The organism is Collimonas sp. NPDC087041, assembly GCF_044745265.1.
Taxonomy (GTDB): Bacteria; Pseudomonadota; Gammaproteobacteria; order Burkholderiales; family Burkholderiaceae_D; genus Collimonas.
The window spans coordinates 85,338-99,263 of sequence record NZ_JBIUZX010000003.1; the positions used below are offsets into that span (position 1 = coordinate 85,338).

Below are 13,926 nucleotides of genomic sequence, written 5' to 3' on the forward strand. Positions count from 1 at the left end.
GCTGCCGGTTTACCCTGGCAGTAAAAAAACCGGAGAGTCCAGGCGGAACAGCATGACCCGGTCAGCTGCACCCTCACGGCAAGTCAACGTCAACTCTCACTTCACCTCACACTGCAGCCGTCATGCCGCGTTTGACCGCGGCATGACGGACTCCAGCAACTAGAACTTCAGATGCGCATTCAGATAGAACTGCCGGCCGTTCTTGTAGAACGCACGTGGCTGATCTTCGTTCAGTGCGTAATACTTCAAGGTCGGATTGTTCAGGTTCTGCGCATCCAGCGTGAAGGCCAGCTGTTCGCTGTACTTGTAGCCCAGCGACATTGCCAGGGTACCGACACCGGCTTGATAGAACGCAGTGCTACGATCCAGGCCGCTGTAGAAGCTGCTGCGATAGTTGTAGGAGATGCGCGCATTGAAACGCTCATTTTCGAAGTAAGCCGTCAAGTTGGCAGTGCGCTTCGAGGCGCCGACCAGAGGACCGTTGCTTGCGTCATAAGCGTTGATGAAGGTCGCGTTGGTGGCGAAACCGAAGTTTTTACCCAGCGGCATTTCATAAGCCAGCTCGATACCATTCACCGTACCGCTGGTGTTGGTCGGAACTGTCAACACATAATCAGCCATGTAATTCGCTGGATGATCAGGCGTGCTGGTGACATAGCTTCTGGTGACGCTGCCGAGGCCGACATAGCTGGTCAGATCCATATTGAAGATACTCGCCGACACCAGCGAGCGCGGAGCGAAATACCACTCCAGCGACGCATCGAAATTGTTCGACGTAATAGGCTTCAGGTTAGGATTGCCGCCGCTGCCTGAACCGATGGAGCCAAACTGCGCTGGCGGCGTCAAGGTTACCTGACCGGCCAGTGCGGAATAGTCAGGGCGGGTCATGGTCTGCGATGCCGCAAAACGGGCAACCACATCCTTGCTCAGGTCAACTTTCAAGTTCACGCTTGGCAGCACATCAACGTAAGTGTTGTTGTCATACTGCTTGACGTATGGACCGAAAGCCGAAGTGGTGATTGCGCCCGGTGCAGTTGCCGGCGCGGCGACGTTGGAGATCACATTCTCCTGAGTCTGAACCACGCGCACGCCAACATTACCGCTCCAGTGATCACCCTCGAAATTGCCTTGCAGGTAACCGGCAGTATTTTTTTCCTTGACCGAGAACTCTGAATTCCAGTCTTCACGCGTCACCGGATTGCGGTTGGTAAAGGCATTGAAAGCTGCTAGCTGAGCTGGCGAGTAGTACCAGACATTCGTCGGAAAACCGCTGCCCAGGCCGCTGCCAAAATTGGATGGGAAGTTTTGATAGCCTTGTGGGAAATTGGCCGGATCGCTGGCGCCAGCCGTCGGTCCCTGACCAATCACACCTTCGGAACTGCGCTTGTGGTCGTTGTAACGCAGACCGAACTGCACGGTCGACAATGCACCCAAACCAGCGGAATATTCGCCATCGATCTGTGCCCAGTTTTCCTTATCCTTGACGTCGATGTTCTGGTCGCCAAAGATCCAGCCAAATGCCGTGGTGCCGGTGGTAGGACTGCCGTTGTTAGTCGCACCCAGGTTCCAGTTGGCGGCAGTACCGGTACCGTTCAATTGATAACCGGCGCCGGCGCCAACGCCGACATTCCATTCCGCGACGTTCTGCGTCGGCGTTTTACCTTCGCCGGACGAAGTTCCCAGTTTCGTAGTGAAAGTCAGGGAATCGGAGGCGCGCCATTTGGTGCCGAGCTCGACGAAGTTCGAGCTGGCGCTTTCGTCAGGACGTGAAATCTGGTCGTAGACGCCGTAGTTGGTGCCAGCTACAGGAGCAAAGGTAGCCGAAGTCAGCGTGTTGTTTTTCACCGTGTAACCAGGATTCGGCGATTGACCGGCGCCAGCGTTGATGACTTGCGCGCCCCAGAATTCATAACTGCGGTTGTAGTTGGCGGCCTTCATTTCTGAAGTGAAGCCATTGATGTCGAACGAGAAATCGTTGCTGACCTTGAACTGCGCATCGATCAAGCCGCCAGTACGCTTACGCTGCTGTTCGAACAAGGCGGAGTTGATCAGGTTAGGCGCATACACGCCGGCCAGGTCTGGATGCGCATTGGCGATCTTGCTGCCTGGCGCGATCTGGGTGTAGCCGAGGATTTCCTGCCCCTGCCGTTCCAGGTGGCGGTCTTCCGAAAATGCCTGCACCAAGATACCAAAGGTATTGGCATCGTTTTTCCAGTTGACCAATGCGCTAAGCTGGCCGTCGGCCTTGCCCGGCAGATCGGCATAGACGCCGCCGATGGTGGCTTCTGCAGTGAACTGCTTCTTGAACTCCAACGGCTTGCGGGTAATGATGTCGACCGAACCGGCGACGCCACCTTCTACCAGGCTGGCCTCCGAGCTCTTGTGTACGATCACCGAGCCAACCAGTTCGGATGGCAGCATCGTATAGCTGACACTACGGCCGACTGTGCCGGACTGGTCCAGCACGAACCAGTCGCCGGAAGCAACGCCGTGGCCGTTGATCAATGTCTGCGTCAGGCTTGGGCTGGTGCCGCGCATGCTCACGCGGTCAGCTTCGTCGAAGCCACCTTCGGTCGCACCGGCATTACCGATGGTGACGCCAGGCACGCGTGACAGTGAATCGGCAACGTTCTTGTCCGGCATCTTGCCGATATCTTCGGCAGTGATGACTTCCACGTGCGAGTCGGCATTACGTTTTTGGGTCAGGGATTTTTGCAACGCACCGCGAATGCCGCTAACGGTGATCTGTTCAAGCGGAGCGGCTTTGCCGTCGCTTGCCTTGGTTGGTGCAACTGGCGCGTCTGGTGCAGTCGATGCAGCTGCCTGCGCCAATTGAACCGGCTTGGTTGCGTCATCTGCTTGCTGCGCATGTGCACTCATGGCGGTCGCCATGATCAGCAGTGCCACAGCGGACGCTATTGGTGTCAAATTTCTATTCACTTACCGTTCTCCCCATCGATTGCGGCCTCAACATCCAAAGCGGGCCATTTTTTTCATTTACTTCTCCACGCTGCGGTTTCAAGCCCCGCAAAGGGAGAACCTTTTTTCGATACAGTCGCCAATACAACAAGACCAACCCAACAAAACGCCACCCGGCACGTCGCAGCAGATAAAAGCGCCACCAGTCGACCTCTCTCCAAAGGCCATCCGGAAAAAAGATGTGCGTTCCTGCCTCGCACACCACTACAAGCTCCCGCAACTACCAAGCGCCCAAGCCCCCAATATTCCATTTGGAAACGTTGCGCTGGGGACACTCTAGGGACCGCAAAAGTGGCTGTCAATAGGCATTCAAGTGGTATTACTAAATAAATTATTGGTATCAAAATTCGGGATTCATATATCTATATATACTATTGTTTTCATTGATTATTTTCGAAACTACACGACTGTTGTTTAGTGGACTGGACTGGTCGCTTTTTTTTGATTCGAACCCAATTCGAGTATCGAATTGCATCAAATTTGACATTCACGTGAATTTTCAACGGAACTTCCTGAGATCTAGCAAGTCCCCGAGATATCTCCATCGCCAATAGCCTGTTTTCACTGTAATTCCTCTATGAAAACGGCACTTTTCAAGGCACTCATAAAATTGTTTAAAAAATCATGAAAATACAAATCTCTCAATCAAAATTGATTGCTGAGCTTTTTTTTGAGATTTTTTTTCGATATTTTTGCACTGCCGATTTACATTCACGTACATCACCACATCGAACGATTTAAGTTGCGTCGCAGCATTATTAAATGCCAACAAAGATCGATAGAGTCCAGTTCAAATTGGTAGTTTTTTGGTAATACCACTTTGGTGCAAGCGTGGCACCAAAACAGTGATTGAGGGCGCGCGAAAAGTCGCAGGCAACATTGCTAAATGGAGGCAGAAAGAGGCGGGATTTGATATCCACCGAAGGGAAAAACGGTTCGGCGCGCACAACAAGCCAAATCGAAAAGACAACCAGAGATATCAGGAATCGGAAATCGATAACGGACCGGATTGGTGCATCGCGGCAATCCGGCACAAGGAGTGAATTGGAGTTTTTGGAGGGGGAGACGAAAGAACACGCTGCTGATAAGCATGCTCAGCAAACATGCATACGCTACAGAATTCCGCGTGTCGCACATCACAGCTGACAGAAGCAGGACGCAACTCAAAATCGCGCCGGAAAAGCAAAAGCCCCAAGCGCGAAACGCTTGGGGCTTTTGCTGGCAAGAACATTCTCTTGCGCTATTGGTTGCGGGGGCAGGATTTGAACCTACGACCTTCGGGTTATGAGCCCGACGAGCTGCCAGACTGCTCCACCCCGCGTCTGTCTGAAAACAAAAGCCTTAAGTGATTTGCACACTTAAGGCCTTTTTCGCAAGAAACATTCTTGAAAATCACTCTTCAAAACATTTCTTACTGTATCTGGTTGCGGGGGCAGGATTTGAACCTACGACCTTCGGGTTATGAGCCCGACGAGCTGCCAGACTGCTCCACCCCGCGTCTGAAGAATGAAAGTATATCCGGTATTGCAACGCAATGCAACAATTCCCTGCGATGGCATTAAGATTACGCAGTGATACACTCTCAAAAGATTGCTATCAGGATTGCTGCAACACTCCCATTCAACGCGACGAGGAACACGGTTCCTGGTTGATCCAACTACTTATCGGTGTCTATGAAATTTTGTTCCGAATGCGCGCATCCCGTCTCACTGCAAATACCGCCGGACGACAATCGCATGCGCTATGTCTGCAACAACTGCGGCGCCATTCATTACCAGAATCCGAAGATGGTGATCGGCTCGATCCCGGTATGGGAACGCGATGGCGAATTGCGCATACTGCTGTGCAAGCGCGCAATTGAACCGCAATACGGTTACTGGACGCTGCCGGCCGGCTTCATGGAAAACGATGAAACCACCGGCGATGCCGCGCGCCGCGAAACGCTGGAAGAAGCCGGCGCGCGGGTCGAGCTGCACGAGTTGTTCTCCTTGTTGAATGTGCCGCACGTGCATCAGGTGCATCTGTTTTATCGCGCCACCTTGCAGGATATCGATTATGCCGCCGGCGTTGAAAGCCTGGAAGTGGGCCTGTTCAGTGAAGCGGAAATCCCGTGGGATGAAATCGCCTTCCCTACCGTCGATATCACCTTGCGTGCGTTCTTTGCCGACATCAAAAGAGTCAAGCAAGAAGGCAGTCAATTCCGCCTGCATACGCACGATGTGTTCAAGCCCATGCGCTCCAGATAAGCGCCGTCTCCAACCAGCCATCCAACGAGACGTGCAATGATTCCATGGCTTGAACTGAACAGCCCGTTTCCCGATGTCAGCGAGGCGCTCACCGAAGAGGACGGCGCCGCCGGATTGTTGGCGGCAGGCGCCGATCTGTCGCCACGCCGCCTGCTCGATGCCTACCGGCACGGCATCTTCCCCTGGTTCTCGGAGAACCAGCCGATCCTCTGGTGGAGCACCGACCCGCGCATGGTGCTACGAACCGATCAATTCGCGATATCGGCCAGCCTGCACAAGACTCTGCGCAAAGTGCACCGCAGCATATCGAGCGACCGCCGCTGGCAAGTGCGTTTCGATTTTGCCTTCGAACAGGTGATGCGTGAATGCGCCGCGCCGCGCGGTGATGAAGGCGGCACCTGGATTTCAGAAGATATCGTGGTCGGCTACCGCGCGCTGCACCGGCTCGGTTACGCTCATTCGTCGGAAGTCTGGCTGGACGGCAAACTGGTTGGCGGCGCTTATGGCGTCAGCATTGGCCAAATGTTCTATGGCGAATCGATGTTCACCCGGGTCAGCGACGCTTCCAAGATCGCGCTGGCCTACCTGGTGCATTTCCTGCGCCAGCATGGCGTGACCATGATCGACTGCCAGCAGCAAACCCATCACCTCGCCTCACTGGGCGCGGCGCCGATTCCGCGCGGCGAATTCCTGGCCCATTTGCGACAGGCTATCGATCATCCGCAAATCCATAACTGGCGTCCGCTGCCGCTGTTTGCGGATTGAGCCGGGCGTACACATGGCACAGCCAACACACACCCACAAGGCAGTGTACGAAACACTACAAAACATCTGCCTTTGCTCCTTATGCAAATCGGATTTCCGGTGTAAATTATCAATGTCTGGCTCGATGTGAATTGCCCGCATCAATGCCGTGCCGCGCATGGCGGATTGGTGCAGCCAATTGCCATGCCGACAGGACTTAAATATCCGGAATGCACATGACGCACTTAAAAGACCTGCCGTTTTCGACTCTCCAGTTTTATGCCACTGCGCCCTACCCGTGCAGCTACCTGGATCATCGTCAAGCGCGTTCGCAGGTGGCGACGCCGTCACACCTGATCAATGCCGATGTTTACTCCGAACTGGTCAAAAATGGCTTCCGGCGCAGCGGCATCTTCACCTACCGGCCGTATTGCGACGGTTGCCAGGCGTGCACCCCGGTGCGCACGCTGGTCGCCGCGTTCCAGCCGAACCGCAGCCAGCGCCGCGCCTGGGACAAGCACAGCAACCTGACCACGCTGGTCACCAACCTGGCCTACGTGCACGAACATTACGACCTGTACCTGCGCTACCAGACCGCGCGCCACAGCGGCGGCGGCATGGACCAGGACAGCCGCGACCAGTACGCGCAATTTCTGCTGCAGAGCAAGGTCAACACGCGCCTGGTCGAATTCCGCGATGAAGACGGCACCTTGCGCATGGTCAGCATCATCGACGTCCTCAATGACGGTTTGTCATCGGTGTATACGTTCTATGATCCTGACGTAGCCGGCGCCTCCTACGGCACCTACAACATCCTGTGGCAAATCGGCCAGGCCAAACAGCTTGGCATGCCTTACGTGTATCTCGGCTACTGGATCAAGGAGAGCCAGAAAATGGCATATAAAATCAACTTCCGGCCGCTTGAAGCGCTTCGTCAAGGGCAATGGAGTGCGTTAGAATAGCCGACCGCTGCTGGCGCGCATATCGTGTGTTGCCAAACCTTCCAGCAGCAATACCGTTACTCCCTTGATTGCATTACCTTACCCAGCCGCCAAACCATCGTGCCAGCCAAAATCCTGTACGCCTTCGCCCGCCCCGCCCTGTTCTCGCTCGATCCGGAAACCGCCCATAATCTGACCCTGCCGGCATTACGCCGCGCCGCTGCACTGGGACTCACTTCGCTGCTCGGGCAAACCCCGGCCGATCCACGTACCGTGATGGGCATTACCTTTCCCAACCCGGTCGGCCTAGCCGCCGGCCTGGACAAGGACGGTGCCTACATTGACGGTTTGGCAGCGCTCGGTTTCGGCTCGATCGAAATCGGCACCGTGACGCCGCGTGCGCAACCCGGCAATCCGAAGCCACGCATGTTCCGCCTGCCGGCCGCCAACGCCATCATCAATCGCATGGGCTTCAACAACGGCGGCGTCGACGCCTTTGTCGCCAATGTCCAGGCTTCGCGCTTCTTCCAGGAACGGCAAGGCGTGCTCGGCCTCAATATCGGCAAGAACGCCGACACCCCGATCGAGCGCGCCGCCGAAGACTATCTGCACTGCCTGGAAAAGGTCTATCCGTACGCCAGCTATGTGACCGTCAATATCTCGTCGCCGAACACCAAGAATCTGCGGCAACTGCAAGGTGCCTCCGAACTCGACGCCCTGCTGTCGCAACTCAAGCAAGCCCAGCAAAAGCTGGCCGACCTGCACAAACGCTACGTGCCGATCACCTTGAAGATCGCGCCGGATATCGATGCCGAACAGGTCAAGACGATCGCCGACGCGCTGCTGCGCCATCGCATCGACGGCGTCATCGCCACCAACACCACCATCAGCCGCGACGCCGTGCGCGGCCTGCAGCATGAGAATGAAACCGGTGGCCTGTCCGGTGCGCCGGTCCTGGCGCTGTCCACCAGCGTGGTGCGCCAGTTGCATGGCGAACTGGGGGACGAGATTCCGATCATCGGTGTCGGCGGCATTTTCAGCGGCGCTGACGCTCAATCCAAGATCACCGCCGGAGCGTCGCTGGTGCAGTTGTATAGCGGCTTGATTTATCGCGGCCCTGCGCTAGTCCGCGAATGCGCGGCGGCTTTGCGCCAACATAGCCAAAACAAGCAATGAACTAGGCGCCGCTTTGATTTGGCGCTCATCCTGGATTCAATCAGCCTCACGCGCACAATATTGCAATTTTACTCACCCCGATGCAGACTCGTGAGAACTGCACCCACCAAAGAAAAAGCCCGCTGGCTTTGCACCAGCGGGCTAAATCCGAACCGTCTAGGGGATCGGAGGAGACAAGTAAATCGTAATACCAATATATGACAGCAGCGTGACCAGAGGACGGGTTAGAGTCCGTCCTCGACTCAGGCGATCTTCAGGATGCGTTGTTCATACTCTGGTTTGTGCAAACCGCCGCTACCGCTACTGTGCGGCTCTGCCTGCAATGCCTCGATGATGTCTTCACGCTTCAGCTGCGGCGCAAACTGCAGGATGAAATCAAAAGTGTAAGAACGCAGATAGGCGCCGCGCCGTATCGCCAACCGTGTCACGTTGGATGCCAGCAGATGCGATACCTCGATCGAACGCAAGCCGTTCTGACGCGTGTGCTCGGTAGCCATCGACGCCACCAGGCCAACACCCAGGCCGAGCGAGACGTATTGTTGGATCACATCTGAGTCCATCGCAGTCAGTACGATGTCGGGTGTAATGCCTGCCGTCCTGAACGCATCGTCGATATGACCGCGGCCGGTAAAGCCGACGTCATAGGTAATCAACGGATAGGCCGCCAGGTCAGCCAACGTCAGCGGTGCGGCGATCTCCAGCAATGGATGGCCTTCCGGCACTACCAGTACGTGGCTCCATTCGTAGCAAGGGAAGGAGATCAATTCCTTGAATTGCGTCAGACCTTCGGTGGCGATACCAACATCAGCCTTGCCGGAGATAACCCAATCGGCGATGTGTTCCGGCGAGCTTTGCTGCAGAGCGATGCGGACATCCGGAAAGCTGGCGCGGAAGCCCTGCACCACGCGCGGCAACGCATAGCGCGCCTGCGTGTGGGTAGCCGCTACGGTCAGCGTGCCACTGGTTTCGCCGGAATATTCCTGGCTGGCCTGACGCAGATTTTCCGCTTCCTGCAGCAGTCTTTCGACGATCTGCAAAATTCCCTTGCCGGGATCGGTCAGGCCGATCAGGCGCTTGCCGTTACGAATGAATATATCGACCCCGAGCTCCTCTTCCAACTCGCGAATCTGACGGCTGACTCCGGGCTGCGACGTAAACAACACGTTCGCCACTTCGGTCAGGTTGAAGCCGCAACGAGCCGCTTCGCGGATAGAGCGTAATTGCTGGAAATTCATGCCTTCTCTCCTTACTGTGCGTGTTGATCGACGAACACGTGCAAGCGGCGCGGACGCACCACCAGGGTTTCGCCGTCTTTCAAATCAAGTTGCTTGAAGCGTTCGCTGGAAATCACTGCTTCAATCAAAGCTGCTTCGCTGTCATCGCTGCGCTCCAGTTCGAGCTGCGCCAGCGGACCGATCGCATGGGAGCGCCGCAGTTGCACCACGATCCCTTCGGCGCCGGCGGTGTAGCGATCAATCTCCAGATCGTGCGGCCGTACATAGCCGACACCCTTGGCATCCTGGGCTTCAGCGTAATTGGGCGCATCGAAACGCATGCCGCTGCTGTCGAGCACGCCTTCGTGGACACGTCCGTGGAACAGATTGACGTTGCCGAGGAAGCCGTAGACAAACGGCGAAGCCGGATTCTCATAGACTTGCTGCGGCGCGCCGATCTGTTCGACATTACCTTTGTTCATCAGCACGATCTGGTCCGCCACTTCGAGCGCTTCTTCCTGATCGTGCGTGACAAAAATACTGGTGACGTGCAGCTCGTCGTGCAAGCGCCGCAGCCAGCGTCGCAATTCCTTGCGCACCTTGGCGTCGAGCGCGCCGAACGGTTCATCCAGCAACAGCACGCGCGGCTCCACCGCCAGCGCACGCGCCAGGGCGATCCGTTGGCGCTGGCCGCCGGACAATTGCGGCGGATAGCGGTCGGCCAGCCAGTCGAGCTGGACCAGTTGCAGCAGATTGGTGACTTTTTCGCGGATCGCGCTTTCGCTAGGACGCTGTGCGCGCGGCTTGACGCGCAGGCCGAAAGCGATGTTCTCGAATACCGTCATGTGCTTGAACAGCGCATAGTGCTGGAACACGAAACCGACCTGGCGCTCACGTACATGGCGCGACGACGCATCCTCGCCTTCCAGCAGCACCTGGCCGCTGTCCTGCGCTTCGAGCCCGGCGATGATCCGCAGCAAAGTCGTTTTACCGCAGCCGGATGGACCCAGCAACGCGGTCAATTCACCGGTCGGGAAATTCAGCGACACATTGTTCAAGGCGACGAATTCGCCGAAACGCTTGTTGATGTTATTTACCTGGATGCTCATGATTGTCCTGCCTTAATTTCTATATAGCCGTATGGCTGCACCACTTCGCGCAAGCGCCATTCGATGAACGATTTCAGCGCCAGGGTCAGCAGCGCCAGGAATGCCAGTAGCGAAGCCACCGCAAACGCTGCCTGGAAGTTGTATTCGTTGTACAGAATCTCCACCTGCAACGGGATGGTGTTGGTCTCGCCGCGGATATGACCGGACACCACCGACACCGCACCGAACTCACCCATGGCGCGCGCATTACACAGGATCACGCCGTACAGCAAACCCCATTTGATGTTCGGCAGGGTCACGTGACGGAATGTCTTCCAGCCGGAAGCGCCGAGCACCAGCGCGGCCTCTTCTTCTTCACTGCCCTGCGCCTGCATCAGCGGAATCAACTCACGGGCAACAAACGGAAAGGTCACAAAAATCGTCGCCAGCACGATACCCGGCACCGCAAACAGGATCTTGATGTCATGATCGCGCAGCCACGGACCGAGCCAGCCCTGGGCGCCGAACAGCAGCACATAGATCAAACCGGAAATCACCGGTGAAACAGAAAACGGCAAATCGATCAGTGTCAGCAGCACGTTTTTGCCGCGGAATTCGAATTTGGCGATGGTCCACGACGCCGCGATCCCGAACACCAGGTTGAGCGGCACGGCAATCGCAGCCGTCAGCAAGGTCAGCTTGATGGCGCTGATCGCGTCCGGTTCGATGATCGCCGCCAGATACGCTTCCCAACCTTTCTTGAAGGCTTCTGCAAACACCGCCAGCAGCGGCACCACCAGGAACAGTGCCAGGAACGCCAAGGCGATCGTCATTAATAATGCACGCACCCAGAACGGTTCCAGCGTCGCGTTGGGCACATGGATCGGCTCACCCCGCAATTGCGGCTGGGCCGATGGCGCCGCCGCGTGTGCTACATGCCCCGCGACGGGTTGCTGGTTGAAATTGCTGGCTGTTGCGCTCAAGTCCGACTCCTACACTTTTTCCGACTGGCCGCGCTTGCGGGTCCAGGCTTGCAATACGTTGATGCTCAACAGCAGCAGGAACGAGACCACCAGCATCACTACCGCGATTGCGGTGGCGCCAGCGTAGTCGTACTGCTCCAGCTTGGTAATGATGAACAAGGGCGTGATTTCCGACACCATCGGCATGTTGCCGGCGATGAAGATCACCGAGCCGTATTCACCGGTAGCGCGAGCGAAAGACAGCGCAAAACCGGTCAGCAAGGCTGGGAACACTGTCGGAAAAATCACTCGGGTAAAGGTCTGCCAATGGTTGGCGCCAAGGCTGGCGGCCGCTTCTTCCAATTCTTTCTCGGCATCTTCCAGCACCGGTTGTACGGTGCGCACCACGAACGGCAAGCCGATGAAGGTCAGCGCCACCAATATGCCAAGCGGGGTAAATGCAACCTTGATGCCGAGCGGTTCCAAATACTGGCCGATCCAGCCGTTGCTGGAATACAGCGCGGTCAGCGCAATGCCGGCCACTGCAGTCGGCAGCGCAAAAGGCAGGTCAACCAGCGCGTCGATCAGCTTCTTGCCCGGAAATTTATAACGCACCAGAACCCAGGCCACGATGCCACCGAACACGGCATTCAGCAAAGCCGCTAATAAAGAAGTGCCGAAAGTCAGCCGATACGAGGCCATCACCCGTGGCGATGTCACAGCAGCAACAAAATCGCTCCAAGTCATCGTGAAGGTTTTCAGGAACACCGCCGACAGCGGAATCAAGACGATCAGCGCCAGATAGAACAGGGTAAATCCGAGCGACAGCCGGAAACCCGGCATCACCCTGAACGGGCTGGCGGGCTTGATCTTGGCGGCGTTAACTGGAAGCACTGCTGCTGTCATGCTTGATCCTCTTATTACAAATACGGCTAAAGAGAGATGATAATCTCACCGGTTTGTTATAAAGAGAACGAACTTTTTAGCATGTGTATAGAATGATTTTGCATAAGAGAAAGTCGCGTCAACACGTGAAATGGCGCCGCAGACGAGCCTCTTACTAAACAAAGTGGAATATTTGCCACGGCAAATAAAACCCTAGGCGTTGTTGCGAATTGACCGGCGTACCGGCATTGAAGATAGATTGATGTGGCCCCAGCGCGACACGTGCGGACGGTTCTTACTGGGGCCGGGCCTACTGTTTTACTTATCCGCGACCAGCTTGCCGGCCTTCGCCCAGTCTTCGCGCGACACCTCAGTGATCACAATATCCACGCTTTCCGGCGGACAAACCAGGGTTTCAACCACAACCCGGGTCACTTCGCGAACGAAAGCGCGCTTTTGCTCCGGCGTGCGGCCGGGGTGCATTTCCAAACGTAAGATAGGCATGACAATTCCTCGGTAAGCGACACCCCGGATGGGATGTCAGTAACTTCAGTGTCACTCAGTTCTGGCTGCAGATAAATATGCAATAATTTCAGTTATTCCAAACCTATTGGTTCTCAATCATGGATAAGCTGGCTGGCATGGCAATGTTTGTGCGCGTGGTGGAAATCGGCAGCTTCACTGCCGCGGCCTCAGCCAGCGGGGTTTCTCCCACCATGGTTGCCAAACACGTTCGGACTATCGAACAACGGATCGGCGCGCGTTTGCTCCACCGCACCACGCGCCGACAACAGTTAACCGAAGTGGGCAGGCTGTATTACGAGCGTTGCAAGCGCGTACTTTCTGAAGTGGATCTGGCTGAGGCCAGCGCTTCGGAACTGCAGGCCAGCCCGCGCGGACTGATCAGGTTAGTTGCTCCGGTGAGCTTTGGCAGCCAGAGCCTAACTCCCGTATTGGCCGACTACTTGGCCGCCCATCCTGAAGTTAACGTAGAACTGACACTGGACAACCGCGTAGCCGACCTGATTAACGACGGCTACGAATTAGGCCTCCATATCGGCCACATTGATGCAGTTGGGCTGGTGGCGCGACCGTTGCGCCCCTATCGCCGGATACTGGCCGCTGCGCCAGGTTATCTGGCCCAGCATGGCCTGCCGGAACACCCGGAACAACTTAAGGCGCACAGTTGCCTGGGCTTATCGTACTGGCGCCACCATGATCGCTGGCATTTGGTCGGACCTGACGGTGAATTATGCGATGTAGCAGTCAAAGGCCGATTCAGCGCCAACCAAGGCGACGCTTTGCGCAATGCCGCCTTGCATGGCGCCGGTATCGTGCTGCAACCTGAAGTGCTACTGGCCGACGACATTGCTGCCGGCCGGTTACTGCCGGTACTGCCGGCCTGGTCATATAAACCCACGCCGATGTATCTGATTTACCCGCAGGATACGCGGCCTACGGCGAAGTTACGCAGTGTTATCGATCTGCTGTTAAAGCGCTTTGGACTCGAACAGTAAGTAGTGATCAATTGGTCCAACATCGGCAGCAAATCTTCCGGTTCCGGGCGAGTGGCGCAATCGCGTTGATTACCCTATACGAGCTTGTTTCGTCTTGATCGATCATTTACCGGCCTCGGAAAGACCGAAGTAGCGAACCTTGCTTTTTTTCGACTTTATTTGAGCTAATATGCG

Annotated in this window: 11 protein-coding genes and 2 tRNA genes; 5 read left to right on the forward strand and 8 right to left on the reverse strand. The window is 56.2% G+C overall.

Annotation, left to right across the window (positions count from 1 at the left end):
• Window positions 1–159: 159 nt before the first annotated feature.
• The 3 genes from ACIPF8_RS06240 to ACIPF8_RS06250 all read right to left on the reverse strand — a co-directional run bounded on the left by ACIPF8_RS06240 (window position 160) and on the right by ACIPF8_RS06250 (window position 4,477).
• A complete protein-coding gene (locus ACIPF8_RS06240; RefSeq protein WP_400418413.1) occupies window positions 160–2,880 on the reverse strand; it encodes a TonB-dependent receptor in 2,721 nt (906 codons plus the stop codon).
• 1,343 nt (window positions 2,881–4,223) lie between these two features.
• A tRNA-Met gene (locus tag ACIPF8_RS06245) sits at window positions 4,224–4,300 on the reverse strand.
• 100 nt (window positions 4,301–4,400) lie between these two features.
• Window positions 4,401–4,477: transfer RNA gene (locus ACIPF8_RS06250), tRNA-Met, on the reverse strand.
• A 175-nt stretch (window positions 4,478–4,652) separates the two neighbouring features.
• On the opposite strand from ACIPF8_RS06250, the gene ACIPF8_RS06255 reads away from it, so the two are divergent.
• The 4 genes from ACIPF8_RS06255 (at window position 4,653) to ACIPF8_RS06270 (ending at window position 8,086) form a co-directional block, all read left to right on the forward strand.
• Complete coding sequence (locus tag ACIPF8_RS06255; RefSeq protein WP_400418415.1) at window positions 4,653–5,225, forward strand: NUDIX hydrolase; 573 nt, start codon at window positions 4,653–4,655, stop codon at window positions 5,223–5,225.
• Between the two features lie 36 nt (window positions 5,226–5,261).
• Window positions 5,262–5,990: a leucyl/phenylalanyl-tRNA--protein transferase gene (gene aat / locus ACIPF8_RS06260; RefSeq protein WP_400418418.1), complete on the forward strand. Its 729-nt coding sequence runs from the start codon at window positions 5,262–5,264 to the stop codon at window positions 5,988–5,990.
• A gap of 215 nt (window positions 5,991–6,205) precedes the next feature.
• A complete protein-coding gene (locus ACIPF8_RS06265; RefSeq protein WP_400418421.1) occupies window positions 6,206–6,931 on the forward strand; it encodes an arginyltransferase in 726 nt (241 codons plus the stop codon).
• Window positions 6,932–7,030: 99 nt separating this feature from the next.
• Window positions 7,031–8,086 carry a quinone-dependent dihydroorotate dehydrogenase gene (locus ACIPF8_RS06270; protein ID WP_400418423.1) on the forward strand — a complete coding sequence of 352 codons (1,056 nt, stop codon included), beginning with the start codon at window positions 7,031–7,033 and terminating at the stop codon, window positions 8,084–8,086.
• A gap of 242 nt (window positions 8,087–8,328) precedes the next feature.
• On the opposite strand, the gene ACIPF8_RS06275 is transcribed toward ACIPF8_RS06270, so the two are convergent.
• The 5 genes from ACIPF8_RS06275 to ACIPF8_RS06295 form a co-directional block, all read right to left on the reverse strand.
• Window positions 8,329–9,321: a CysB family HTH-type transcriptional regulator gene (locus ACIPF8_RS06275; protein ID WP_400418425.1), complete on the reverse strand. Its 993-nt coding sequence runs from the start codon at window positions 9,319–9,321 to the stop codon at window positions 8,329–8,331.
• Window positions 9,322–9,332: 11 nt separating this feature from the next.
• Window positions 9,333–10,409 carry a sulfate/molybdate ABC transporter ATP-binding protein gene (locus ACIPF8_RS06280; protein ID WP_400418428.1) on the reverse strand — a complete coding sequence of 359 codons (1,077 nt, stop codon included), beginning with the start codon at window positions 10,407–10,409 and terminating at the stop codon, window positions 9,333–9,335.
• Window positions 10,406–11,221 (reverse strand): sulfate ABC transporter permease subunit CysW, encoded by an 816-nt coding sequence (gene cysW, locus ACIPF8_RS06285; RefSeq protein WP_400419459.1) that lies wholly within the window; start codon window positions 11,219–11,221, stop codon window positions 10,406–10,408. Before cysW ends, ACIPF8_RS06280 begins: the two co-directional genes overlap by 4 nt.
• Before the next feature lie 159 nt (window positions 11,222–11,380).
• Window positions 11,381–12,256, reverse strand: a complete 876-nt coding sequence (cysT, locus tag ACIPF8_RS06290; RefSeq protein ID WP_400418431.1) for a sulfate ABC transporter permease subunit CysT — start codon at window positions 12,254–12,256, stop codon at window positions 11,381–11,383.
• Between the two features lie 297 nt (window positions 12,257–12,553).
• On the reverse strand, window positions 12,554–12,739 hold the full coding sequence (locus ACIPF8_RS06295) for a 4-oxalocrotonate tautomerase (RefSeq protein WP_400418433.1): 186 nt from the start codon (window positions 12,737–12,739) through the stop codon (window positions 12,554–12,556).
• Window positions 12,740–12,858: 119 nt separating this feature from the next.
• On the opposite strand from ACIPF8_RS06295, the gene ACIPF8_RS06300 reads away from it, so the two are divergent.
• Window positions 12,859–13,752: a LysR family transcriptional regulator gene (locus ACIPF8_RS06300; RefSeq protein ID WP_400418435.1), complete on the forward strand. Its 894-nt coding sequence runs from the start codon at window positions 12,859–12,861 to the stop codon at window positions 13,750–13,752.
• The last annotated feature ends 174 nt before the right edge of the window (window positions 13,753–13,926 follow it).